Origin of the sequence: Sphingobacterium sp. (genome assembly GCF_032065005.1) — a bacterium.
Taxonomy (GTDB): Bacteria; Bacteroidota; Bacteroidia; order Sphingobacteriales; family Sphingobacteriaceae; genus Sphingobacterium.
Genome location: NZ_DAMBMM010000002.1, coordinates 310,061 through 334,847 on the forward strand (window position 1 = coordinate 310,061; position 24,787 = coordinate 334,847).

Annotated in this window: 22 protein-coding genes and 1 pseudogene; 4 read left to right on the forward strand and 19 right to left on the reverse strand. The window is 42.6% G+C overall.

Annotation, left to right across the window (positions count from 1 at the left end; genetic code table 11):
• Positions 1-41: 41 nt before the first annotated feature.
• The 3 genes and pseudogenes from RT138_RS04045 to RT138_RS04055 form a co-directional block, all read right to left on the reverse strand.
• Complete coding sequence (locus RT138_RS04045; protein WP_313189643.1) at positions 42-1,613, reverse strand: RagB/SusD family nutrient uptake outer membrane protein; 1,572 nt, start codon at positions 1,611-1,613, stop codon at positions 42-44.
• A 10-nt stretch (positions 1,614-1,623) separates the two neighbouring features.
• Positions 1,624-4,464, reverse strand: a pseudogene (locus RT138_RS04050) (SusC/RagA family TonB-linked outer membrane protein); the annotation flags it as partial.
• 12 nt (positions 4,465-4,476) lie between these two features.
• On the reverse strand, positions 4,477-4,947 hold the full coding sequence (locus RT138_RS04055; RefSeq protein ID WP_313189644.1) for a carboxypeptidase-like regulatory domain-containing protein: 471 nt from the start codon (positions 4,945-4,947) through the stop codon (positions 4,477-4,479).
• 127 nt (positions 4,948-5,074) lie between these two features.
• Here RT138_RS04055 and RT138_RS04060 point away from each other — a divergent pair, with 127 nt between their 5' ends.
• Complete coding sequence (locus RT138_RS04060) at positions 5,075-5,785, forward strand: FCD domain-containing protein (RefSeq protein ID WP_313189645.1); 711 nt, start codon at positions 5,075-5,077, stop codon at positions 5,783-5,785.
• Between the two features lie 11 nt (positions 5,786-5,796).
• Here the strand turns inward: RT138_RS04060 and RT138_RS04065 are convergent, their stop codons facing one another.
• From RT138_RS04065 to RT138_RS04105, 9 genes are all read right to left on the reverse strand, one after another.
• Positions 5,797-7,053 carry a metallophosphoesterase gene (locus tag RT138_RS04065; RefSeq protein WP_313189646.1) on the reverse strand — a complete coding sequence of 419 codons (1,257 nt, stop codon included), beginning with the start codon at positions 7,051-7,053 and terminating at the stop codon, positions 5,797-5,799.
• A 1-nt stretch (position 7,054) separates the two neighbouring features.
• The gene (gene hemH, locus RT138_RS04070; protein WP_313189647.1) at positions 7,055-8,089 is read right to left on the reverse strand and encodes a ferrochelatase; all 1,035 of its coding nucleotides are present in this window, start codon (positions 8,087-8,089) and stop codon (positions 7,055-7,057) included.
• A gap of 93 nt (positions 8,090-8,182) precedes the next feature.
• On the reverse strand, positions 8,183-9,031 hold the full coding sequence (locus tag RT138_RS04075; RefSeq protein WP_313189648.1) for a 4-hydroxy-3-methylbut-2-enyl diphosphate reductase: 849 nt from the start codon (positions 9,029-9,031) through the stop codon (positions 8,183-8,185).
• A gap of 162 nt (positions 9,032-9,193) precedes the next feature.
• A complete protein-coding gene (locus tag RT138_RS04080) occupies positions 9,194-10,207 on the reverse strand; it encodes an acyltransferase (RefSeq protein WP_313189649.1) in 1,014 nt (337 codons plus the stop codon).
• A 146-nt stretch (positions 10,208-10,353) separates the two neighbouring features.
• Positions 10,354-10,881, reverse strand: coding sequence for a hypothetical protein (locus tag RT138_RS04085; RefSeq protein WP_313189650.1), 528 nt, complete (start codon positions 10,879-10,881; stop codon positions 10,354-10,356).
• Positions 10,882-11,035: 154 nt separating this feature from the next.
• A complete protein-coding gene (locus tag RT138_RS04090) occupies positions 11,036-11,617 on the reverse strand; it encodes a hypothetical protein (RefSeq protein WP_313189651.1) in 582 nt (193 codons plus the stop codon).
• Between the two features lie 208 nt (positions 11,618-11,825).
• On the reverse strand, positions 11,826-12,035 hold the full coding sequence (locus RT138_RS04095) for a hypothetical protein (protein ID WP_313189652.1): 210 nt from the start codon (positions 12,033-12,035) through the stop codon (positions 11,826-11,828).
• 384 nt (positions 12,036-12,419) lie between these two features.
• Complete coding sequence (locus tag RT138_RS04100; RefSeq protein ID WP_313189653.1) at positions 12,420-12,665, reverse strand: hypothetical protein; 246 nt, start codon at positions 12,663-12,665, stop codon at positions 12,420-12,422.
• A gap of 3 nt (positions 12,666-12,668) precedes the next feature.
• Positions 12,669-12,794, reverse strand: a complete 126-nt coding sequence (locus RT138_RS04105) for a hypothetical protein (RefSeq protein WP_313189654.1) — start codon at positions 12,792-12,794, stop codon at positions 12,669-12,671.
• Between the two features lie 575 nt (positions 12,795-13,369).
• On the opposite strand from RT138_RS04105, the gene RT138_RS04110 reads away from it, so the two are divergent.
• The 3 genes from RT138_RS04110 to RT138_RS04120 all read left to right on the forward strand — a co-directional run bounded on the left by RT138_RS04110 (position 13,370) and on the right by RT138_RS04120 (position 16,283).
• Positions 13,370-13,789 (forward strand): nucleoside-diphosphate kinase, encoded by a 420-nt coding sequence (locus tag RT138_RS04110; protein ID WP_313189655.1) that lies wholly within the window; start codon positions 13,370-13,372, stop codon positions 13,787-13,789.
• A gap of 1,629 nt (positions 13,790-15,418) precedes the next feature.
• Entirely contained in the window at positions 15,419-15,613 is a 195-nt protein-coding gene (locus RT138_RS04115) for a hypothetical protein (protein ID WP_313189656.1), read from the forward strand.
• 394 nt (positions 15,614-16,007) lie between these two features.
• A complete protein-coding gene (locus RT138_RS04120; protein WP_313189657.1) occupies positions 16,008-16,283 on the forward strand; it encodes a hypothetical protein in 276 nt (91 codons plus the stop codon).
• Between the two features lie 89 nt (positions 16,284-16,372).
• Here RT138_RS04120 and RT138_RS04125 read toward each other — a convergent pair whose 3' ends face one another.
• The 7 genes from RT138_RS04125 to traK form a co-directional block, all read right to left on the reverse strand.
• A complete protein-coding gene (locus tag RT138_RS04125) occupies positions 16,373-17,671 on the reverse strand; it encodes a hypothetical protein (protein ID WP_313189658.1) in 1,299 nt (432 codons plus the stop codon).
• A gap of 1,265 nt (positions 17,672-18,936) precedes the next feature.
• Positions 18,937-19,971 carry an ATP-binding protein gene (locus tag RT138_RS04130; RefSeq protein WP_313189659.1) on the reverse strand — a complete coding sequence of 345 codons (1,035 nt, stop codon included), beginning with the start codon at positions 19,969-19,971 and terminating at the stop codon, positions 18,937-18,939.
• Positions 19,972-20,516: 545 nt separating this feature from the next.
• Positions 20,517-20,840, reverse strand: coding sequence for a hypothetical protein (locus RT138_RS04135; RefSeq protein WP_313189660.1), 324 nt, complete (start codon positions 20,838-20,840; stop codon positions 20,517-20,519).
• Positions 20,837-21,514 carry a hypothetical protein gene (locus tag RT138_RS04140; RefSeq protein ID WP_313189661.1) on the reverse strand — a complete coding sequence of 226 codons (678 nt, stop codon included), beginning with the start codon at positions 21,512-21,514 and terminating at the stop codon, positions 20,837-20,839. Before RT138_RS04140 ends, RT138_RS04135 begins: the two co-directional genes overlap by 4 nt.
• A 98-nt stretch (positions 21,515-21,612) precedes the next feature.
• A complete protein-coding gene (gene traN / locus RT138_RS04145; protein ID WP_313189662.1) occupies positions 21,613-22,452 on the reverse strand; it encodes a conjugative transposon protein TraN in 840 nt (279 codons plus the stop codon).
• 21 nt (positions 22,453-22,473) lie between these two features.
• Positions 22,474-23,634, reverse strand: a complete 1,161-nt coding sequence (gene traM, locus RT138_RS04150) for a conjugative transposon protein TraM (protein WP_313189663.1) — start codon at positions 23,632-23,634, stop codon at positions 22,474-22,476.
• A gap of 530 nt (positions 23,635-24,164) precedes the next feature.
• Complete coding sequence (gene traK, locus RT138_RS04155) at positions 24,165-24,773, reverse strand: conjugative transposon protein TraK (protein WP_313189664.1); 609 nt, start codon at positions 24,771-24,773, stop codon at positions 24,165-24,167.
• Between the last annotated feature and the right edge of the window lie 14 nt (positions 24,774-24,787).

The window sequence follows — 24,787 nt, forward strand, 5'->3', positions numbered from 1 at the left end:
CCTATCCTGCTAGGCAGGATAGGTTTATATTAAATTTAACATTAAGTTCCTGAATATCCAGGATTTTGGTCTCCCTCTAACTTCGGATCCGCTGATAGCGTTCCTAGGTCAATAGGCCAAAGAATTTTATGTTTTTGGGAATCATTGTTGTCCAACACCCCGACCAAATTCAGGTCCTTACGGAAAACCAATGGCGTTCCTGAGGCATCTTGCATGCGGCGTAGATCATACCAACGCTTACCCTCGGAAACAAACTCCTTGCTCCTCTCATAAAAAATGGCAAGCTCATTGGCTTCAAACCCTCCGTTAACAAATTGTGGAGCCGAACCTTTATAAGCCCTGTTTCGCACCAACATGATTTCATTAGTCGGATCTTGCCCCAATTTATTCTTGATTTCTGCCAATAACAGATAAGCATCGGCTAAGCGGTAAATCGGATAGTCATCTGAATAGCTTCGTACGCCTTCCACAATAGTACCCAAGAATTTACGGAGTACCACTGCATGCACATCGCCCTTGTTAAAGTTTAAGAAAGTTGCATTGGCTCTGCTATCTGCTGCTTCATACAGTTGATATAGGCCATATTTGTATTCATAACGGATAATGCCCGTATTGGAAATTTTCAAAGGATCTGCAGGAATGGCCTCCCCTTTATCATCTACATAGCCTGAAATATCATCACTCTGTGCATACAGAAAGTTATTGAAGAAACTGGTCGCTTCACCATATTGGTACCTTAAGGTAAAAATGGTTTCCGAATTTCCTTTATTGGCTGCTGAACTTGCCGTCGCAAAGACATTCGCATAATCATTGACTAGGGTGAATTTTGGTATTACGGCCTCTACCGCAGCTTTTGCAGTCTGCAGATCTTGAGCAGTACTTGCCGGAGCATTCCCGTCAATCTTTACCTTGGCCGACCATAGATACACCTCCGTTTTCAACATCTGTGACGCAGCCAAGGACCACTGCGCTTTTTGGCTTAAGGTATTATAGTCATTGTTGAAACTAGAAACTGATTTTTCAACGTCCGCTTTAATAAAGTCTAAGGTTTCTTTTTCCGTTTTACTACGGGCAGTGTATAACTCTTCAGCTGAGCTAGGTGCCTGATTGGCTACCTTCGCTTCTGCAACCAAGGGAACCCTTCCCCATGTTCGGAACAGATTGAAATAATAGAAAGCACGCAATCCATAGGCCTGTCCTAAATAATATCCTTTCTCCGCATCTGACAGGTAAGTTGCCGATTCCACTTGGAATATAAAGTTATTGATCTGGAAAATCTGTCCATAAAGGTTGGCCCAGCTGCTAAAACCAGGACTGCTTTCACGCACATCTTGGATAATGATCGAACTCGAATTTAGGGATGCAGTCCCTGTAAAACTGGTCCCATCCCTCAGCGTTCCACCTCTTAACTCTCCAAAACTCCATAAGGTTTGCTGCGCATTCCTTAATTGGCTATGGATACCAACCATTGCTCCTTTTACTTGATCCGGTGTTTTCCAGAAAGATCCACTTGCGAAATAATCTTCTGGGGTTAAATCCAATTCCATCTTGCTACAAGAAGAAAATGTTATGCTCGTTGCCGCTATTGCTAAGGCTATTAATATCTTTTTCATGACTTAAGTTTTAAAAGGTTAATTGAAGACCAAAAATGACCGTTCTTGGCAGTGGGTAACCACCCCCTCCCTGTCCAATCGACCCACTTTCCGCAGAGAACAGGGTATTGGCTGTCCAGTATTGAAGGTTCTGCCCGGTTACTGAAACACTTAAATCTTCCATCTTGATCTTGTTCGCCAAAGACCTTGGTAAACGATATGCCAAGGAAATCTCCCGGAAGGCCAAATAATTACCTTTATTGTAGAACATGCTACTTTCTCGACTGGTATTGTTCTTGAACAATTGGTCCGCCCAGTAATAGGTTGGGTATTTTGCATTTGTGTTTTCAGGCGTATAGGTATCCAATACTTCCGTGGTTGTATTGAACGTTCCTTGCATCATCCCCAAGAACCAAGCTCTTGGTCCATCATAGGCAACATAGCCCAAGGCATAGTCAAATCTTGCACTCAAGGAAAAATCCTTGTAAGTGGAATAAAGACCAAATCCACCAGTCCAACGTGGTACGGTATTCCCCATGTAAACCCTATCGTAGGAATTGATGATACCATCATTATTGACATCTCTCCACATCACGTCCCCTAAGGCCAATGGATAATGCAGGGCTTTCTCTGAAGCGGTCATCGCATTGAACACATCAGGATGCACCAAGGTTCTCGCTCCGATCAAATCCTTTAACTGCAGTGCATAATTATCCAGGTCCTGTTGAGTACGGATAATGCCCAAGGCCTCGTATGCATAAGCCACATTCGGATCCTGTCCTTCTTGTAGGCCTCCAACCCATTCTAATTCCATGGTACTTGGGTTATAGACTTGGAAACCATTCTGACGGTTGTCCTCAACCCCATTATATGGCAGCTTTAAGATCTTGTTCTTGTTGTAGGCTGTATTCCAGTTGAAGCTCAGGGTAAAGTCATTCGCACGGATCGCTTGGTAATTTAAGTCAATCTCTACCCCTTGGTTTTGCATGTCACCATTATTGGTCGTAATGGAAGTAAATCCTGCTGACGCTGGCAATAACAAGGTTGCGATTTTATCCGAAGTCGTTCTATGATAATAGGATACCGATAGATCTAACCTATTTAACAATCTGGTTTCTAACCCTACTTCTTTGGTAATCAAACTCTCCCATTTCAGGTTAGGCACGGCTAGATCCGTCATTAAAAATCCAACTTGGTTGTCGTAATTGTGTTTATAGAGTAGGGATCCATTGGGATTATAGGTCGAAGAGTTATATACCCCTTGCAAAGCATAAGCTCCAATGCCGCCAATATTTCCATTCGCACCATAACTAGCCCTTAATTTTAAGGTGTTGATCACCTGGTCAGCGCCCATAATATTTGCGAAGAAGTCTTCATTATGGAGGTTCCAACCTAATGACACCCCTGGGAAAGTTCCCCAACGATTATTCAATAGGTTTGAATAGCCATCACGACGCAAGGTCAAGGTCATGAGATAGCGTTGGTCATAATCATAGTTCAAACGTCCGAAGAAGGAAGTGATCCTATTACGGACATGGTAAGAATCGATACCACGACGGTTTGCTTCCGTACTGGTCAAACCTAGATCCATGAAGTCATCTGATGGTGCACCTGAACCCGATGCTGAAAACCCAGTATTGTAGGAATCAAAGAATTCCCATCCTGCCATGGCATCAAAATTATGTTTCTCGCCAAAGGTGTTTTTATAGTTTAAAACCGCATTATAGGTTTGGTTCAAAATCTTGTCATAGCTTGCCGATGAGTTACGAGTTCGCACCCAGTTACCCGGACTGGCTAAATAATCCCTATTGAAGGATTCATTATTGGTTTGGTTGATAAACCAGTTACCACTTGTTCTCAAGCTCAAGCCTTCATAAAGGTCAATGACAAAAGCTTGGGACATCGTAAATTTCTGGTTTTGGTTATTGCGGATAAAACGATCATTGTTTACCGCCGGGTTACCATCTTGCCAGTCACGGCCAACCAAAAGGTCTCCATTTGCGTTAAAGCCACGCATGGTTGGAGGAGCTCCCAGAGCACGGGTCATATAATTGCCTTCCCCATTGATGGCATCTCTCCATTTGGTATTGGCGAAATTCAAGCCTGAATTGGAAGTAATCCAAGGTTTGATCTTGTAATCACCATTTAGGATAAAGGTCAAACGATCATAATTGGTTCCTATTGGTACACCTTGCTCATAGTATTTACCCAAACTTGCATAGTATTTACTCTTATCATTTCCCCCCTGTACGGCAAGGTTATAATCTTGGGTCAAGGCATTTTTGCGCAAGGCATAATCGGTATAATCAAAATCTTTATAGATCAATTCTTTCCCTGTAACAGGATCGATCATGGTTTGGTACCCTTGGCCCAATAATTCCCTGTTGGAATCATCCAAGTACATGGTACTCCAAACGGCATTGCTCACCTTGTTTCCATCCAAAATATTGCCTTGATCATCCTTATACTTGTTTCCAGTACCAAAAGGACCCACTGAGGTCAATTGGTTCAACTGGTTTGGTTGGTACATGCCAGAGGTCTGCACCCCTTTTCTGGACCAGTACAAATAATCCTTGGCATCCAAGAACTCAAAAGGAATATTCAAGGAATTGACCCCGATCTTAGATTTCAGCGAAATATTGGACACGCCATCTTTACCACGTTTTGTGGTAATCAATACCACCCCGTTTGATGCTCTAGCACCATAAATAGCCGTGGCAGATGCATCCTTTAATACGTCGATGGACTCAATGTCATCTTGGTTGATATCGGAGAAACCCGAACGGATCAAACCATCCACGATCACCAACGGGGATCCTCCGCCCCCATAGGTTGTTCCTCCACGCAATACGATGTTTGGAACTGAACCCGGACGACCAGAAGTCTATTGAACGCGTAGCCCAGGAATGGTTCCTGCCAATGCCGATGCTGGGTTAGAACGAACTCCAGTCTCTAAAACGCGCTTGTCCAATCTGGACACAGAACCCGTCAGGTTTGATTTCTTAATGCTACCATAGCCTAAAACCACGACTTCTTCCAGATCTTCTCCAGTTGGGTTTAATGAAATTCTTACCGAACCTAGGTTCGCTAAGGTTAGTTTGTGTGATTGATATCCGATTGAAGAAAATGCTATGACATCCGATACTTTAGCTTGCACGCTAAATTCTCCCTGTTCATCGGTCTTTGTAACATGTCCTTGGGTTTGATTGGAAACTGTCACCCCTACAAGTTGATTACCTTCTGGGTCTGTAACCGTTCCATTTAAAGCAGTTTGCGAAAATGCTGCGAGGTTGAGGCAGCACAAAAAGGCCAACAAGAGGACCCTCCGCAAAGATTGATCATATAGGTTTTTCATAATAGATGAATAATTAAATTGGATTATGTTATACATAATAATTATTCAAATGTAATACATAATGTTTTACAACCAAACATTTTTTTAATAATATTGTAACATTAAATTAAACCTTCATAGCAAACCTATGGATCAGCAGAACCCTTCAATGGAAAAATTAGGCAGTATTGACACCTCGAGCCTTGTCGATAAAGCGGAAGAAAGGATTATTCAATTTATTCAGGACAATAAATTGAACGTGGGCGATGTATTGCCTAAGGAATTGGATTTGGCGGATAGCCTAGGTGTGAGCAGGACAGTTGTTAGGGAGGCCCTATTAAGGCTTAAGACCATTGGTTTGATCGAATCCATCAAGCATAAAGGTGCCGTACTTAGAAATCCCGATGTCTTGGGTTCATTGAGAAAGGTATTCCACCCTTCTATCTTAGATAATGAAACCTTGAAGGATATGTTTGAAATGAGATTGGCCCTAGAAGTAGGTATGGCTGATTTTATTGTCAATAATATCACCGATGAGGATATTGTTGAGCTGGAAAAGATAGCGAACGAAATAGTTTCCGGTGATACCGCTAATCCTTGGCATGTAGAGGATGAGATCCGTTTTCACGGGAAGCTGTACAAGATTTCCAATAACAAGATCCTATTGGAATTGCAGGAAATGCTATTTCCTATTTTCCAGTATGTACATCAAAGCGGCTTATTGGAAAAAGACATCATGAAGGGAGATTTCATCTCGCACAAAGAATTGGTTCAGGTATTGAAATTAAGGGATGCTGAAGCCTATCGAGAAGCTATCAGAAAACACCTAAACAATCATTTTGCAAGGATTCTTGGTTAAGAAATTGGCAATTACCCTTTAACCAGTTCAAAAATGGTGATTTCAGGCGCAATACCGACACGCCCTGGGTAACCCAAGAAACCATATCCTGTATTGACATAAAGTTGAGAGGCTCCCTGTTTATAGAGACCCGCCCATTCTTTATAGATATATTTCGCTGGGCTCCATTGGAAGTTTTCACCGCGGACCCCAAATTGCATTCCATGGGTATGGCCTGCAAACATAACGTCCACATCGGTTTCCAATACCTGTGCACGCCAATGAGATGGGTCATGCGACAATAATAATTTAACTGCCTTATCTTCTGTACCTACCAAGGCTTTCGGAAGATTTCCTTTTTTGGGGAATCGACCTGTACCCCAGTTCTGCACTCCGACGATGGAGATCTCTTCGTTACCTATTTTCAAGGTACGGTTCTCATCCATCAAAAGATCCCAACCCATCACTTTATGGGTTTCGATCAAATCTTGCAGGTTTTTACGTTTAGCTGGCGAATCCCCGGGACCAAAGTAATAATCGCCATAATCATGGTTTCCTAAGGTAGAATAAACCCCGAGGTCCGCTTTGACATGGGCAAAGATATCTTGGTAGTCACGCATTTCAGAGGCTACATTGTTCACCAGGTCGCCTGTAAAGAAGATGGCATCTGGTTTTTGCGCCAATAAAAGCTCAACGCCGCCCATAACGGCTTTTTTATTATAGAAAGAGCCCGAGTGTACATCCGAAATCTGTCCGATCGTCATTCCATGGAATTCCTTCGGTAGGTTCGGAAGCACCAATTTCTGGCGTCTAACCCGGTAATCATAAGCAGTGGAAATAACGCCCCAAGCCAACGGAACCATGGGAAGGGCAGCCACGATGATCCCCGATTTTAACAGGAAATCTGAACGGGATATCCCTTTTTTGGGTACCTCTGGCAATGGCTCTTCTAAAGTCTCAATCCTTTCTTCCAGATCCTTGCCTTTGCCCCTAGAGAATAGACGTCCGACCCAAATCCCCCCTCTTCGTAAATCATCGACGATCAAGACGATAGCATAGACAAACTTGCTGACGGCAGTCAGGAAAAAGGCTACTAATATTATGGAACGGATAGAAAGCGGAATGTTATATTGAAATGAAATAAATAATCCTACCAGCAAAGACAGTGAATAGCCCCACCATAGGATGGTAAACCACCTTGTCTTGATAAATCTAATATTCGTTGCCCTTAGCGCAAAAAATATGTAGAAGTCTAATAAGAATAATATTACTGCATTTAATTTTAACATCTTAATTTCCGTTTTCCAACACCATTCGTTTCAAGGCTTCGATCCACTTCGGGTTGCCGTTCAGGCTCTCCACCATGTGGACCTCTTCTCCGCCCATTTCTTTAAACTCATTGGCGTATTCAACCTGTATCTCATCCAACGTTTCAATACAATCGGCAACAAATGCCGGACTGAACACCAAGAGTTTTTTCTTCCCTTCTTTTGCTAAATTATGCAGTGTATCTGAAGTATATGGCTGAATCCAAGGCGTCTTCCCTAGTCGTGACTGAAAACAAACCGTATATTTCTCCTCAGGTATATTCAACTTTTCTACGATTGCACGCGTGGTTGCATAACATTGCGACAAATAGCAATAGGAGTTCAATTCTTTCTTGCAAGAATCGCACCCAAAATCAGGACACTTCAATTCGCCCTTAGGATCCACTTTTCCTAACTGTCGAACTGGCAGTCCATGGTAACTGAACAGGAAATGATCATATTCGCTCAAGTCATGTTTATGCGCATGTTCTGCGATAACGTCTACCATTAAAGGATTGTCGCAATAACTACTAACGAAACTAACCTTCGGAAAGTATTGCCAACTGCGCATCAATTCCATGACACGGTCGATTACCGAACCGGTTGTCGCCGATGCATATTGCGGGAAAAGCGGGATGACAATAATGGAATCCAAGAACATGCTTTCCAGATTCTTCAGTGCATTGGGAATCGAAGGTTCCTGATAACGCATGGCCAATTCCACATGATATTCATCACCGAGTTCCTGCTGCAGCATCTGCTGCTGCAATTCACTGTAGTACATTAAAGGGGATCCGGTTTCCTCACTCCAGATGGTAGAATAGGTATGAGCAGATTTTGAAGCTCTTTTAGGAACAATAATTCCCTTGACCAACAAGGTTCTTGAAACAAAAGGAATATCCATCACACGTGGATCCATTAAAAACTCTGTCAGGTATTTCTTTACTTCACCGGTAGTCGGTGATTTAGGGGTACCCAACTGGACCAACAATACACCCTTTTTAGCTTTTTTACTCATACTAAACACAAAATTAGGCAATATTTATAGCAATACAGGCGCAATGGTAGATTTCAATGGCCTGAATCAATGAATTTTAAATTGAAATGACGATTAATAGGATTCGATGGTTTCCTTTACTTTCTTCATTAACCACATTGGAGTCGATGTAGCTCCGCAGATACCGATGGTATCATTGTCTGCGAATGTTTGGGCATCCAATTCCTCCGGATCTGAAATAAAGTAGGTGTTTGGGTTGACCTGTTTACAAACATCAAAAAGTACTTTCCCGTTCGAAGATTTCTTTCCCGAAACAAAGATGATCTTGTCATACTGCCCGGCGAATGTCCCCAAATCCTCATATCGATTGGACACTTGTCTACAGATGGTATCATTGGCCTTTACCTCATAACCTCTTTTGATAAGCTCTTCCTTGATCGCATAGAAACGATCAACACTCTTGGTGGTCTGACTGTAAAGGGTAAATTTAGCTGGTAATTCAACCGCATCAAGCTCATCGATATCTTGGAACACGAGCGCTTCATTGTTGGTCTGTCCCTGTAATCCGATAACTTCGGCATGTCCATGCTTTCCGAAAATCAAGATCTTCTCATTATCATCATGTGAAGTTTTGATACGGTTCTGCAATTTCAAAACCACAGGACAAGATGCATCGATCAAGGTAATATTGTTCTCCAATGCCGTCTTATAAGTTTCCGGAGCTTCACCATGGGCACGGATCAGAACCTTCTCGTTCTGCAAGCCTGGCAATTCATCATGGGAGATAATACGCAAACCTTTTGCTTTCAGCCTCGCGACCTCCTCATCATTGTGTACGATATCACCTAGACAATACAGATAGCCATCCTGATCCAGGATTTCTTCTGCCATATCAATCGCATAAACAACTCCAAAGCAAAAGCCCGAGTCCTTATCTATCGTTACTTGCAGATTCTTAGACATAGTACAAAGTTAGAGATTTTTACTTAACATTTTTCTAATAGGTTTGTCAATATACTCCGCAACCAAATAACTAAATAAAATCAGCAAAAGCATTCCGACAACAATGATATAACTCATCTGGGTCCCGTTTGGTTTGTACTGCTCCACATAACTCAGGAACAACTAAATAAATGGATAGTGAACCATATATAATGGATATGAAAGCTCCCCCAACCAATTACAAACTCCTTTGGTCTTGGCATCCTTTGCCTTTTGGCCAGTTCCGAGAATGATCAGGACGGGAAAATAAAACACCACGATCATTGGATCGATGATAGGACTTGTTTCCCAAGAAAATGGAATAAAAAAGACTGCAGCTAACAGGATAGCCAACAACCAGAAGGGAAAAGTTCGCTTTAATCGAATATTTAGCCTATATACCAATACCCCCGCTGTAAAGGCGAAAAACAATCGAATAACTCCCGACCAAAAATTATCCCCACCAAAGCCAAAACCTAAATATTTTGACCGATCTGCCTCCCAAAACAATAATGCGGCTGAGACCACAAACAATATCCACAGAACAGGTTTTTTGGCTCGGACCAGGAAGAAGGCATAGACGATATTGGCAACGTATTCCCAGAACAGCGACCAGGTCGGCGGGTTATAATGGAACAGATTATTGTATCGCTGCGGTACAATGGCATAGGGAATCATAAAACAGGCGCTCAACAACATCAGAACGATCTGCGTAGTGGAAAAGGAATCTTTGAGGTTACCGAATGGATCAAACACAAAAGCAAGAAAACCGATGATCGCACCTATGACCACTAAGGGATGCAGGCGAATCAACCTTCTCTTAAAAAAGGTCTTCAAACCCATCTTACCCAATTTATCATCATAGGAGTAAGCAATCACGAATCCCGAAAGACAGAAGAAGAAATCAACGGCTAGGTAACTGTGTGCGACAAAATTATCCTTGTAATCAGGGGCAGCAATCTCCATAAAATGAAATAGGACTACACTGATGGCAGCAATCCCACGGAGGCCATCCAAGGAAGCAAAATGAACTTTTGAAGTACTAAGGTTTTGCTGCTGAGCAGCGGGTTGGAGGTGTTTCCATAAATAGAAGCGCAAGATAGTGATCAGACCCAAGATATACTTTATTAGCTTAAGGGAATTAGCTAGGGGTCTCAAAATCTTTACATTTTGTCTCAACAACCACAATTTTGGAGTGCGGGTAACTTCCCTTTGGCAAGGTTCGTTTATAAAGTCTGTCAAAATGTGTAGGCCATAAAATAAAAACTTCTTTGTGTACTTAGACAGAAAACATTATGTGATTATCAAACACCCAACATCATCTTATAGAAATCATAATACTTCTCGCCCCCAGCAATATCGCCAAACTCTTCAGCCATCTGATTATTTAACTCTTCATTCTCGTACAGACCATCTTCAACGGATCTTCTTTCAAGAAAAACAGCTGTGTTTAGAATCGCTTCCAAAAAACTCGAATCATTCTGAGCACAATCATAAAGAACATGATCCAGGCCACATTCTAGCATGATCACACTGCCAGAAGTAATATCTATTACAAGATTGTCAACTTCAAATCTACCAAAGAACACAAATCTTCCTTTCTCTTCAATTCGTTCATCAAATCTAATCATGCCAATTTCAAGATTAGAACAATCATAATTCTCTGCCAACTCTACTAACGGGCATTGAGAAACACTCCCCCCTCCTTTATAAGCTGCAAGATAAGATCTTTTTCTATGCTCAATAAATTGGTCTGTAACACCTTGTTTTTTCAACAAGTCCTTTCTTACACTGATACGTTTCAGACCTTCAACAAATTCACTTGCTTTCATCCTTATTATATATATTTATTCTATTAAAGCATTAGTTGCCTCTCGAGCCCATTTTGGCAAAGACCTATCCGACTATTCATAGGGTTGAAACTATTCAATCAGAATTTCTAGATTTCCTGGTAGCAAATGATTGTGGCAACTCGTTTTTTTTTATCTACATCCATTCATTATCAAATACAGATATCATGTTTGCATCCAAATAAATTAAAGATTCATTATCAAATCTGTAAAATAAAGAATAAGGATCGCTGTTTGTAGGAAAATAAATCAACCCCTGTTCCTTAGCCGATCTCAATCTACTCCTTTCAATTTGTTTATAATAATTATTATAATCACCAACCTTTATAAACTGATTGGTACTTTGTAGAAATTCTTCTGAATCACCTAAAAATCCAAACGTTTTACAATCGAACATGGATACTCCTACTACAATGTCCTTAAATAAAAACATACTTTTACTGAATTCGTAACGATCCATTACAGCTATTTTTAATTGCTTTTTTGAGCTATTGTAATTAACAATTATATAATCATTTTTTTCTGTTTTTTTTGATCTTTGAAGTTCTTGAAGAAATAAGTTTGACTCCAATTTATCTTTAAACACATATTTTTTAAATTGAATTTGTTTCTCTTGGGCATTTGCTTCAGTTAAAACTAAACACCCATTAAAAAAAAATAACATCCAAAAAAGAATAACTATAATATGTTTTAATTCAATGTATTTTACTACCGTCATATCTTATATATTTTTTTGTTCGAACTTGTTATACTTTGAAAACAGCTTAAAGAAAATATTTTTCGGAAATTTCTGCCAGTGGCTTATCGGAATTTTTTAATGATCGTTCTGTCGTTTTGAAACCTGACAGTCCTACATCTGTCCAGTTGGGATAATTATGAATATTTTCACGTAGCGGAAGCCTATGTTTGATATTTAGGTGAGAATCTTAAATAGCACTGGTTCCATAATAAACTGGATAGACCATACCACCAGGTCTTGGGGTGTCGCCTTCAAACTTTAACAAACACTCAATCAATTGAAGTTTTTCTTTATTAGATAATTTCTTTTCAAACCCTTCATAAAGATTAATGTCAACTGTATCTTGTCCCCTAATAAACAAGAGGTTTATGTAGGCATTTCCTACTTTACCAAACATTTTTTCACTTGGCTGCCCATTGCAAAAATTACAGATAAAAAAAACAAGCCGTTAAGAATATTTTAATTTTGTTTTCTATACAAAATCGTATTCAATAATTCCTCTAAACTATTCAACCCATTTTTATCCATGATATCTTTATTTGATCTTTGCTTATTGTCATTAATCTTTGGGAGTAGTCCCTAATTTAGTATTGACACGACTATCTCCTGAATTTCTATAAAAATAACTTTTGTTCATATTAACATTACCTGCCATTGCAGTTGCATAATTAAAATTCAGGGTTGGAAGCTCTTCACCATGCCCCCTTAATAGTCCAATAAACTCCTTTTAAATAAACAGTGACTTATATTACCGTTTCCATCCTAAACCACAATTAGACTTTTAATAGCCATCGTCATTAAGGATAGCATTTATTGCATCAGCATTTTCGGATCCATCTTCAATAACAATATTCCCTCCAACTAAAGATAGAGCATGGCAATTGCAATCAGTTCCTAACAATGACGGATCAACCTTCCCACTTCTAATTCCATCTTTTGAATTATCTTCATAAACCTCTCTACTAATTTCCCTAAGTGCGTTAATAGGTCTGCCAACATCGGTATAAATAAATAAATAAGAATCCAATAGTTAATTCAAAAGAGGCAATGCCATTTCATTGATCAATAACTCAAACTTATCATCATGGTACAAATAAACCCAGACCATGGGTTCAAATATTTCAGGCTCATCTGCTATCTCCCCCTTATTTTTCACTTTTTTATGTTTGTAAGGAATTAAAAAATCAAATGACTCATTATCTTTAGTTTTCTTATAAAATTTATGGGCACTGTACCTTCGAGGTACCATCTTAATTCTTCTTTTTCGGCTCCTGTAGCCTTTATTCCATAATTATTATCAATTTTGTTTATATTTAGGATTATTACACTTTTTTTCAAAAAAGAATATACCTCTAAATGTTTAAAAACAGTTTTAACAATCATCCCTTCTATTTTAGTATTCTTCGAGGTCAAAAAACAAACCTTCTCTTGATTATTACAACTCAACAATAATATTAATAACAGATATTTCATAATTATATTTGGTTTTAATTTGTATGTTCTTACATCTTTCTGTGATCAGCAAAAAATCAATGCTTTTGGATCTTGAATCACTTCAAGGCTATTAAAAAGTTCTATTTTTTTCAAACATTCCATTTTAATAAATAATTCATATCAGTAAGGAGAAAAGTAAAAAACGATCTACTCTATTTATGCCCGCCTATAAGTCTAATCACTAAATAATAATTACTTAATACTATTTTATTACCTTTGCAAAAATTTTAGAGTAAAATGGCTACAAACAGAACATTCACAATGATTAAGCCAGATGCGGTAGCAAATGGTCACACTGGTGGTATCTTGAATGATATTATCGCTGGCGGTTTCAAAATCGTTGCAATGAAGTACATTCAACTGAGCGAAGTAAATGCAGGCAACTTTTATGCTGTACACAAAGATCGTCCTTTCTATGGGGATCTAGTAAAATTCATGACTTCAGGACCAATCGTGGCAGCAATATTGGAAAAAGAGAACGCTGTTGAAGATTTCCGTACCTTAATCGGTGCTACTGATCCTGCTAAAGCTGCTGAAGGAACTATCCGTAACAAATACGCTGACTCTATCGAAGCTAACGCTGTCCATGGATCTGACTCTGACGAAAACGCTGAAATTGAAGGCAACTTCTTCTTCTCGCAGTTCGAGAGGTTCTAACTGGAAACCAACGTCGGAAACACTGGCTCGCAATTTATCTCCATAAATCCTTGTCACTAAAGCAAGTAACAAGGATTTTACTTGAACCAGAAATAAAGAGGTGTTTTGACATCATTCTCTAAGACTTCGACTATTTGGATCCTTTTATAGACATAGCTCTTTCCACTTTAATTAAGATTTTGTGGGAGGCGGTTCAATTTTTACAACTTTGTTGAATTAGGTTAGGCATGGATTTCAAATACGTAACAATCATGAACATTCTCCTTCTTATCTTATCCCCACAAACCTCCTTCCCCATGCTATCATGTACCTTGCAGGATTGAGCAAAAATTTATGTTTCATTCCGCTAAATGTACAAAGGTTCAAATGGATTGCCGCATCTACGTTAAATCTGCACCACGGACTTGTGTGAAACATAAATCCAAGGTAAATCTCTTACCATCCACTCCCCATGCTATCATTTCACCAAGGGAAGCCAAGATATCTATCCGCAACAATCATATTCATCTGAACCTTGCAGTAATGGTTATGAGAAGGTCCACTTTTCCATCATCCCTTATACTTAACTAAATTCTCGTTGAAAACATTGAGCAAGGGCTCTGTTTGTACCATATTTTAGCCTTCATATTGCAAATCGTAAGCACTGAATAGAATTCACCAAAAATTCGAGCAATGGTTTCAGCGATTGTTAAACAGTTTCCAAATACTTATTTATTATAAATGGAGATGAAATATGGCCCAAAGTATATGTAAGCGGGGAATTTATTACTATGCCAGTTAAAAAAGATGAAAGAGATGACAGATTTTATGTACCCTATCAGAAAAGTGAGGAACGACCTAAAAGTAATTTGCCAAGATGGCAAGCAGCAATGTGATCACAACGAAAATAGATTTGCCTCTGGAACTCTAATTAGAATTCGCCTACTGAATCAATAAAATGTATTCCCTTTCCCAGCTATTTGCCATATAATTGTATTTTCGTGTTCAAATCAAATGTTATGGACTAGGGCACCAGATGGGACTCTGCAATTGATGGGTCAATAAATATCACTGGAACTTCTAAAAAAATCACTATTCAAGGTTCTCAACGTAGCTTATAATAGAATAACTATAAATTGTTTCCCGATTCAGTCTGTATAATCCTTGTATTTGTACAAAATATTTTCACATGGTTTTTACCCAGGACAATTTTTATACCTTGTGCCTGAAAATAGTTCCCCTGTTAGATTCAGGTTCCTAGAATTTATTATCATCTTAATTTCTTTGACAAAATCTATACTCCTGGAAATACCTTTTTTTGCTGAAAAAGCATAGGGGAATGTTTATAATTAGCACACCTGTTTTCCCGAAAATCGCGGCGAACATCCGTTTAAATTCTTTCCCCATAAACATAACTTGATGGTAGAAGCTTAGCTGTTGCAACGGTACCAAAGAAATATCATCCAATTCCATGAGCTTCCAGTGGGGTAATATGCATGGTATGGACAACCAAAATTGATAGGTGGAAACCATTTTTCCAAAGAGATAGGAACCTATTTTTATGTTATTTAATAACTCTGAAAAAGTCAATTGGAGAAGAACTTTATTTACATTCAGTTGTTCAGAACTAAAAACTAAATTTCGAAGGAGATGAAATCAGATAACAACAAAAAAAATAATTTGCCTCAGAATGAGAGGACACCTAGCAAGGATATGCAACCGATAGATGCTAGCAATGATTCAGGTGCAGTACCCCCCTTTCTGCCAAAGGGAGAGGAATCAAACATCCCTAAAAAGTTCCATCCTAAGAATAAAGAGAGCAATGGCACACCTCGAAGTAAATAACGAGTTTCGGGGATAGGGCACCAAATTAATATATAGGATAATTTATTTGCTGGATGGCTCTTACGCCAAGAGAATTTATAGGCTCTTCACCTCAGCCGATTTAAGGATGGGTAAATCGAATAAGCTGAAGGCAGGCCCTATCGAGGATATCCTTTAGAAAATTGTACACTATGTCTGCTTTCGTCCAATTTGAGGATGGAACGAAATCCAAAATTTATAAACCTCGGTGGAGAAAAATCTCATGAGAGACAAAACTAAAGCCGATGCAAACCTCATGTACTTCATATATGCCGTCGAGGAAATTAAGAAAAAATTTTAGGGAATTCTCAAACCACTTCGGTAATGGGGAACCGCCCCCTCCCGGGAATTGGAATTCGTAAATAAACTTAATAAAATGAAAATAGAGGAACTAAAAATGGAAGAGGGTCTGACCTACGTTTTAGTAAATGGTGGGTCATCCGATATCGAATATCATTATGTCTCCTATCAGGGAAAGGTGATAGGAATAGGAGCCTATAGTAATTCCTCGGAATATTTTATAGCAGCACAGGTACGATCGCATGGCCAAGAGATACTGCTGACCCAAAGGGATCTCCCAGAAAATCACGTTAATGCATTGGTCGGGCTTGAACACCTATTTTCAGTCTATTTCCGCGATTCCGGCAAGTGATAACCCCTTCCATCTATATAAATGCTAGATGGTGATATTTGTGCACCCTATCCGGACGTTCGGCAAGATAAGACCGTGCACTTCTTTCCCTATTTTTTAAGGATACTGATTCTCTGTCCTCCCCTAGCTCTGTATGTCCTTGTCTTGCCGGAATGGGTCACAGAATGCCCATCCTCAAAAATAATTTCATAACGGTCCTTTCCTATACCATGAAACCTGTACTGGAATTCAAAGTCGCCAGATCCCAGGACCATTAGGGAAATCTGGGCCTGCCCACGTTCCAGTTCCACATATGGATAGCTTAAAAATATAAATTGTCCAATCCCTAAAAGGTCTACTGTGAAAGAATCGGTGAGGTTGAAGACGGCCCCCATTCCGTAGACTTCCTGCCCAACGCCCCCTATGGGTTTCCAACCGTCTCCGATGTCCTCGACGGGTACCCAGGAAGTGCTGTCTAAAAACCCGGTCTTAGGATCTTTGCAAAGTATATCCTCGGGAATTAGCGGCGGGAAATAATACGGAATGCGCTGGATTGCGTACTTAATGTATTCGGCCATTAGTACCTGGGTCGATTCGGCAATTGCGTTGGGTCTTCCATGGCAGAACCTCAAAATTCGAAGAAAGGACAAAACGCATTCCTGTTCTTCAAAAATGGCCGAATATGGCGCATCAGTAAGAGGGAAAAGGGAGAAAAATGTCTGTACCTCCTTAGAGTTGCCGTACTGCCTATCCCATATACCGCAATTTCTGATAAGGTTTCCTAAGCACAGTTCGGCCAATTCAAGATACTTACCTTCACCAAAGACATGCCATAGCTCTAAGAGCGCCTCCGCTGCAATGGCAGTGTTGTTGGCTTGATAGATCAGGTCGGTTCCATAGCTAGAAAGTGAATCGGCAGCCCTCCTTGCCTCATGCAGGTATTTTTGGAGGCCACTGAGCCTGTATGCCTTTAGCATGACCATGGCATAGAGACCTGCAACATCCTTTTCACCGCCTTCGCCCGGTACAGTTTCATCCTTTACGGTCATAAGTGTATCAAGGTCATAAAAAACCGGCCAGTCATACCTGTATTTTGCAGCAACTTTTTTACAGAATGCCACTGATGCAAAAAATAGGTCTCTGTATTCCTTTTCCAGATGGCTGCTTTCCAGCATGGAGCCTAGCTGCAACAGGGGATGATGAAGATACCAGGAATCCATCACCCGGGCCTTCTTCTGTTCCTCGGAAGGACTGAGTTGGTGCGCCTTTTTAGGCAGCCAGCGTTCCAGTGTACCCGTTTTCTCGTTATAGAAATTCAGGATTCCTTCCAGCAGTTCACTGGTTATCCGGATGGCCTTCGTCGAGGCAAACCTGTTGCCATATTTGGCTAATGCCGGTAAAAGTGCCATCTGGACCATGCTCTCCGGAGGGTTCCCGTAGTCGTTCAGGTATGCATTCAGATAGGGGTTCTTCCCGACCTGTTGCCAGCATCCGTGGTTTTCCGTCAAGGTCCTGAGGCAGTGTTGTGCAATTGTAAAGTAATTCACTGGGCGATCCTTGGGTTTAAGCAGCATGGGGTAGATTCTTGCCAGACCTGATATGAACCTCGAGGAGGCAAAATTGTCTCCCTGACCTCTTTCCCCAGCTTCCACAACAAGGTGAAAATCGCTCAGGACATACTGTTTCCCTCTTGTCAGGGGGCAATCCGCAGAGGTACGAAGGTGCAGTCCTACCTCTGGCCAAAACACCTTCACACATTCCGAAAGGGAGGTGCGAGTGTCTTCTGCAAAGGGACAGAGCCGACCGAGGTCCTGGAAATAGAGAGCAGTGGCCTGTCCATCACCTATTTCAAAAAAGCAGGCCCCGGACCTGAGCTGTCGCTGCTCCAAGATGATCCTATAGGACCCAAGTGGAATCCATCTGCCCTTTTCCAGAAAAGTCAATTCGGGATGGACCTCCATCCCGGAAATGTTATTTTTCGGTGTGAAGTTAACCTTACAGTGTATGTGCAGCGCAGTGCCACTCAAAAATTCCATCTCTACGATATACTTGCCAAGGATGCCTGGTATTTCTACCTTGGCTGAATTTCCGTTACCTGGGTCAATCTTTATAGGACGGTCACCCCCAAGATTCGGGGCCACCCGTATGAGTAGGTCTGCGAAGGGAAGTGGTACATGCAATAAGGTTTCCTCTGCAGTCTGAAGTACCCTGGATGTGATACCTTGGATATCTATTCGGGAAAGCTTCACGTACTTTCTATCGCGGAGCTGCCCTAACCTCAACATAGTTGAATAGCGCTGATTTCTCATTAACAGTATTTTAAGTTAGTTGCCACCTGGACGCGCCTATCCTAAAGGATTCTCCTGAATTATCGGGAAATAATGCCCTGTCGAGCTTTTTCCGGTGCCGGATGTTTCTGATGGTGTGACCCTTTTTGTGGAACCTTCCCCGTCTTCCTATTCAATATATCTCAGAATAGTCGGAGATGTAGCACAGACCACTATTCCACTTATTTGAATGAACACTTCATTGCGTTTAATGTTCTAATTTTCTCAAAAAGCGTCTAAACCAAGCCTTGAGCCCATAAAAGCATCCATTCCTATAAGTCCCCGAGGGGTGGGATAAACCTTGCCGGACCCACGTCCGCCATCGGGCCCGGTGCCGTTTTTTCCTATCAGGTGCTCGGGTACGGGATCCTGAGTTTTACAACAGTACTCTTTCCCTTGTGGGATTCCACAAGTATTTCTCCACCTAAATTCTCCACATTGTTTCGGACCCAGGAAAGCCCAATTCCCTTGGGTACTGTGGAAGTGGGATCGAATCCCCTCCCATTGTCCCGTAATTGTACAAAAATACCCGCTTGCGAAACCCGCATTAGAAGGGTACAGTGGCTACAGCAGGAATGTTTGGCGACATTCAGCAACAGCTCCTGGACGATCTTGTAAGTCAAATTTTCCTGGAGACTGTTCCCTCTGGATTTTCTGCCAAGGTATCGGAACTTGAACCTTTGCCTATCGGGGAACCTCGACAAAAATTTCTCAATGGCCCCCTTTAGACCAAGCTCTTCAAGTGGTAGGTGCGAAAGGTCGTGCGAGAGTTCCCTTACCTCCTTGACCATAAGAGCCAATAGCTTCTCAAGCTTTAGGCGGTTCCCCACGAAATCCTTCCTCTCCATTTCAGGGTCCAGACTGGAGAGCTGTAGGCTGGCTGCGTACAGCAATTGACCTATTTCGTTGTGAAGGACTTCCGAAAGCCTCGATCTCTCCTCTTGAACTTTTAGCAGCGTGAGATGGAGAACTTCCCTGTGCCGATCCTTCTCCAAATCAATTATCTTTTTCTGGGCGAGTACCATTTTGGTAACGTCTTTGGTGCAGGTCGTTACCCCGTCACCCTGCCTGACGACTGATTGGTGGTACCAGCCATCAAACTGTTCATGAACGTAATGGTGGAGATTTGTTTGCGCTAAACCCGTCCTCACCACTTCCCGGAAGATGTCAAATATACCCGCCTCCAATACTCCTGGGTTGAGCTTTAAAAGGCTCTTACCTATGACATCACCATAAACTGCCTCTGAAGCTTTGTTGTTCAGTATCCATTTGAAATCTTCGATCTTTCCGTCAGTTCCCCTTACGCATTGGAATACCTGTATCATGTCCAGTGAACTATCGATGGTGTTCCTCAATAAACTGTTGCCTTCCAAAATTCCCATATAATTTGTATTGTGAAAACCTTAAATTAAGTAACTTTACTGATTTCCAAAACTTCTAAATTACTTACAAAGGCCCAATTAAGGCCATAGCGCAAAATTTTCAGAGAGGAATGAAAAACCAGGAATCCAGTAATGTTTGTTTTCTCCAGGTATTTTAGATTATAAAAAAAAGATACATACTTACTTTTAAACGGACAAGGTAAAACCGACTCCGCGGATTGTTTTCCCGAGATGATAATACTCCTTCAAACTATCGGGATTGCTCAGACAGTGACTAAAAATGTGGTGAACCAATTATCGATCCCTGTATTTTCGGTTTTTTATAAGCGTGTTTGCCGAACACACTTCTATTTGCCTTTCAATCCTCTAGAATGATGCGGTTAATGGTTAGATGGATAAACGACATCACACCAAAAGTTTGCTGCCGGCAACTGTCAAGGCAATCCAAATAAAGTTTAATGAAAAATATAACCCCCTTCATATTTTCGTATATAACAATTAGTTAACCATCCATGCACATATAAAACAGTCTAAATGTGTCACCTTCACTCCTGATGTCTTTTTATTTCCATCATAGAAAGGTAGATCGAACTTGCTATAGCACTGTTATAGGATGGCACATAATGCAGATATCCGAATGCATGTAGGTCCTTCAGGCACCTGGTATAGCTCACAGTCGAGATCTTGGCCTTCTGGGCTCCCTGTTTGGCATAAATCTTTATGCAACCCCTGAATTGTGAGTTTGCCCACTGCCTTATCAGGGAGAAATACAGTGAAACGTGTGTGCTTGATAGCCTGGGATCTCTGTCCATGGCTTCAAAGAAACCGGGCAGTACATTGGCCAGGGCATAAAATGTTTCCGGCCTCATAGACTGTGCCTCCCGCTCCCACCTCGATTACTTTTGATCTGGATCTGCCGCTGTTGTTCCTGTTTCTTGGCGCTCGGTTTCTGGTCCAGCTTTGTCCGATCGTCAATGAATTCCTGGCGGATCCCCTGGTCATTGTAGATGCATACTGCCTTGAACCTTGGCAATGCCTCCAGGTAGAGTTTTTCCGGTCCGGAACTTAGGAAAAAAGTTACCAGCTGGCGGTTTCCCCTGCGCAGTGAATCCAATATCCTTTTTTTGTTCAAATCGTCCCTAATTTCCATTATCGGAAAACGCTGCAATTGCTTTTCAAGGTCATAACCATAGTTCTCGTGAAACTGGAGCATCTTGTGGTTGCCATGGATGTCCAATGTCTTGGAATCCAACTGGAACCATGCAGTATAGGGATTCCCTTGGACATTGGAAATGTTTTTGTGCACGGACCTGCCATTGAGTAGGTTATACGCCTCCTTAAGGGTAAACCTGTCGTTTCCATTGACATGGAACTTCCTTGAAACAAAAAGCCTGGATTCTTTCTGTGGGAGTTCGACCCTGTAGGAATTGAAGAAGTACATGTCCGTCTTCTTACTCTTGGAAAAGTACAGCTCAGCCTTTACATTTTCAGAATCTATCTGTGTCTTGAACTGCAACTGGAACTCCTGTTTCCCCTTTGCCATCTTGGATCGAAGTATATCTTCAAGCTTGTGGCCGAAGCCAGAATAGAAGAGCTGATCTTTGAGGTATTCATAGTTTTGTATGTTCATGATCTTGTTTTTTACTGAATGATTGGAACAGGCCGGGTCTTCAGGACGTGGCTGTTCCTTACCTTTAGCTCCAGATCCCGTCCTCCGGAACGTTCCCTGAGTTCCACCAGCAGGTGCCTGCCCCTGGGAATTGTAAAACTGGGAAGGGAGACCACCACTGTATTCCTTATGTGTTCGATCACCGTGGGGGGCCCTTCAACCATATATTCGGGAATTATTTCAAGTTCCTGGACCGCTGTCCTTTTTGCCGTTCTGTTATCCTTCAGGGAGAACCTGAGCTGGTCAATATGGAAGGGGATATGGGATTCGTTGTGGAGGCGGAACCGGAGGTACATCCTGCTCCCTTGGATAAAGATACCGTCAAGGACAAAGCTTATCCCATTTGATTTTTTGGTCAGCCGAAAGGGAGTAAGTTCCGTCTTGCGCACCCACTCCATCCCATGGGTTACCTCGGGCGGGGGAACCCTTTTTCCCTTCTTGATCGAGCGGACCGGAGACTGGCCCGGCGCCCCCTCCTGGACGGTCAGGTTGATCGGGTCGGCAAGTTCCGAATAGCTCGCCAGGAAAGAATGTAACTTCCCGTCCTGGGTGATCACGGTGAGGTTGGTTTGTCTAAGCTCTCTGCTGGCGGCCTTGACCTGCAGGACGTTCTGCACACCACTTGCCCTCTGGGCGATGAGACCGGGGTTTCCCAGGTCTACGCTCAGGATAGGAATGGGGAATATGAGGTTCGTGGTCATATATTTGCTGACCCTTATGCTCTGGGGCTCTGGAGCGGACTGTCCCTTTGCCCCAAGGAACGAGTCCAGCAGACATATCCATATTAAGATGATCTTTGGTAATTTATCCATGATAGTTTCTGTTTTATGGGGTTAGTTATTAGTACTGTTTTTTTTGTCGAATAGAAGCACGCGGTAATCAGCGGGAATGACCACCTTTTTCACCTTCATTCTCTTTGTCGCTATTTTTCTTGCGGCCTGCAGCCCAAGGGTTGCCGCCCGGGCCTCCCAGGATGGTTCCAGTGATGACATCCCTATTTCCTGTATGGACCTTTCTGCAGTTTCATTGAGGCCCTCTCCCAACAGGTTCCCTGGGACATTCACTCCCTGCATGCCGTCCAGATCATGTACCTGCATCTCTATCGGCAAAATGGCCCTACCGATCCTGATGTGCTTGACCCTGATCTCCATCCGCTGTGCTGAAAACCTCACCAAGTCGAAAACCGGGGTTCCCTTTGGGGCATCATGGCCGGCAATGTTTACCTTTTCCAAAAGGTGCAGCTTGACTTGGGAGCCATCAGTAAGCTCCTGCCTACCATGGGAGGCAGCAATGATTGGGACTTTCGCTTTTTGAAGTTCCCCACTGTCATTGACCGAATAGAACCTGACCGCCCTCCGGAAGGTGTCCGTCGCGTGTTGCGGACCTCCAAGGACCGAAATTTCTTCCCGCCCCGAAGAAGGCTCAACGGATAATACGCTATCCTTCCCCCGGCTCTCATGCAGAAGGGCCCGGGACCTCAACCGCTCGGGATACTGGATGTCCAGGACCTTGTCGAGCATGGTGTTGAGCTGCGAAATTTCCCTGTCCTGGACAGGATCCCGGGAGAGAGAGTCCAGATGGGCGTTATGGACGTCCAGCATTTGCCGGAATTCCATTTGCGGTGGGGCCCCATCCCGTTGCCCGGTCACGGAAATCGAGCTGCCGTGAACTTCGTTCCGGGTTGTAGGAGCACCAAGTTCTTCCTGGAGTTCGGAAAGCTTCCCAAGGATCTCCTTGGAAAGCAGATCGCCTGGATCCCTTCCATCCGGGGAGAACTCGCCCGTTGTTGCCGCATCCAGAAAGTCCAGCCCCTGCTCGGGGGAACCAAGGGGGTCGGGTTTTCCAAGGTAGTACGGGTCGTTCTTTTTGAGCTCCCTGAGCTTTTGGGAGTCACGTTCAGCCTTTTCGTAATGTTCCAGTTTATTGAGGTTTCCCCCTACTGGACCTCCCACCTCGGGAAGTCCGCTGGGGAAACCTGATTGTCCTTCTTTCATAGGCATTGGGGTTTGGTCTTTTCCGACGCCCAATTTCCAAAACATAAGGATTAAAAAAGGTATGGTAAACACTGGCGCGAGCAGGAGGAACCTTCCCCGGGCATGTTTGCTATTCTTTAGAGTGCTTGTATGCATGTCTTTTCTTTTTGTTCCGTTAATATCTTGATCCCTTATCCAGGATCTATGTCTCTTTTTGGTCGCACAGCCCTGTTCCCTATATCTTCAAGACTGTCTGTTTCTTTCTTTCGGTGGACCTCTGCCTCAGGTTTCCGCCGGGCCCGCTTTCTGGAGCTATCCTGCTGGACTACGGGCAGTTCCATGGGCCCTGGCCTGGAAATCCGCGGCCCCCCGGTGGACCTGACCGCAAGGTAGATCTGTGTGAGGCACGCTGCGCTCCCGACCACCATAAAGATGTACAGGCAGACAGTCCAGGTCCGTTTGGAGAACCTATCTGTCGCCCTATGCATCGCTGATGCCCAGATCCTTTGGAGCGTCAATGGGTTATATGCTTTTCTCTTTTGCATTTTAACTTATTTTCGGTTACGTGTCCGAAGATCCCGGTTATCAAGGATCTCCCACCTTTCGATCAGGAGCCCATGGGAATTATTCTCGCTCCTGGATACTTCCCTTAACATCCCCTGACAAAACAGGTTGCGGGTGGTCTGGGTGGTCGGCCTGGTGATCAGCTGGGTACCATGGAAGCGGAACCGGTACGGATATTCCGACAGGTCGACCTCAATGCTGTCCACCTTGAGGCTCTGGTTAACGTTGGCGGCGACCAGCTGGGAATAGAAATCCCTTTCCCTGAGGTTGTCATAAACTTTCTTTGCACTCTGGTCGGCCAGGTAAAGGGCCCTGGTCGTGTTCTCTCGGATGGATGCCTCGTCTGGATCCAGTGTGAAGAACAGCTCGTGGAACCTCTGTACGTGGTCCCTGGCCTCTGCCGAAAGGTTTTCCTTCCGTGAGGAGGAGCTGGCCAAAAAGGCCTGGCCGTTCCCTATCACATAGACCGTTTGCTGCTGCCTACTGATCGAGCGGAAGCTCCAGTACAGGCTCAGGCAGCACAGGCCGCTACTGACCAGGACGATCAGAATCGTAAAGACCCGGAGGGTGCGAAAGGCAGAATCGATATTTTTCATTTTTCTAAACATTG

Bases quoted from the DNA above. Each gene is read 5' to 3' on its own strand.
- RT138_RS04135 (WP_313189660.1), bottom strand. From the start codon at position 20,840: ATGAGGCCGGAAACATTTTATGCCCTGGCCAATGTACTGCCCGGTTTC.
- RT138_RS04140 (WP_313189661.1), bottom strand. From the start codon at position 21,514: ATGGCAAAGGGGAAACAGGAGTTCCAGTTGCAGTTCAAGACACAGATA.
- traM (WP_313189663.1), bottom strand. From the start codon at position 23,634: ATGAAAGAAGGACAATCAGGTTTCCCCAGCGGACTTCCCGAGGTGGGA.
- RT138_RS04120 (WP_313189657.1), top strand. From the start codon at position 16,008: ATGAAAATAGAGGAACTAAAAATGGAAGAGGGTCTGACCTACGTTTTA.
- RT138_RS04130 (WP_313189659.1), bottom strand. From the start codon at position 19,971: ATGGGAATTTTGGAAGGCAACAGTTTATTGAGGAACACCATCGATAGT.
- hemH (WP_313189647.1), bottom strand. From the start codon at position 8,089: ATGAGTAAAAAAGCTAAAAAGGGTGTATTGTTGGTCCAGTTGGGTACC.
- RT138_RS04055 (WP_313189644.1), bottom strand. From the start codon at position 4,947: ATGAAAAACCTATATGATCAATCTTTGCGGAGGGTCCTCTTGTTGGCC.
- RT138_RS04075 (WP_313189648.1), bottom strand. From the start codon at position 9,031: ATGTCTAAGAATCTGCAAGTAACGATAGATAAGGACTCGGGCTTTTGC.
- RT138_RS04115 (WP_313189656.1), top strand. From the start codon at position 15,419: ATGAAATCAGATAACAACAAAAAAAATAATTTGCCTCAGAATGAGAGG.
- RT138_RS04090 (WP_313189651.1), bottom strand. From the start codon at position 11,617: ATGACGGTAGTAAAATACATTGAATTAAAACATATTATAGTTATTCTT.
- RT138_RS04095 (WP_313189652.1), bottom strand. From the start codon at position 12,035: ATGTTTGGTAAAGTAGGAAATGCCTACATAAACCTCTTGTTTATTAGG.
- RT138_RS04065 (WP_313189646.1), bottom strand. From the start codon at position 7,053: ATGTTAAAATTAAATGCAGTAATATTATTCTTATTAGACTTCTACATA.
- traK (WP_313189664.1), bottom strand. From the start codon at position 24,773: ATGAAAAATATCGATTCTGCCTTTCGCACCCTCCGGGTCTTTACGATT.
- RT138_RS04060 (WP_313189645.1), top strand. From the start codon at position 5,075: ATGGATCAGCAGAACCCTTCAATGGAAAAATTAGGCAGTATTGACACC.
- RT138_RS04110 (WP_313189655.1), top strand. From the start codon at position 13,370: ATGGCTACAAACAGAACATTCACAATGATTAAGCCAGATGCGGTAGCA.
- RT138_RS04085 (WP_313189650.1), bottom strand. From the start codon at position 10,881: ATGAAAGCAAGTGAATTTGTTGAAGGTCTGAAACGTATCAGTGTAAGA.
- traN (WP_313189662.1), bottom strand. From the start codon at position 22,452: ATGGATAAATTACCAAAGATCATCTTAATATGGATATGTCTGCTGGAC.
- RT138_RS04045 (WP_313189643.1), bottom strand. From the start codon at position 1,613: ATGAAAAAGATATTAATAGCCTTAGCAATAGCGGCAACGAGCATAACA.
- RT138_RS04125 (WP_313189658.1), bottom strand. From the start codon at position 17,671: ATGGCACTTTTACCGGCATTAGCCAAATATGGCAACAGGTTTGCCTCG.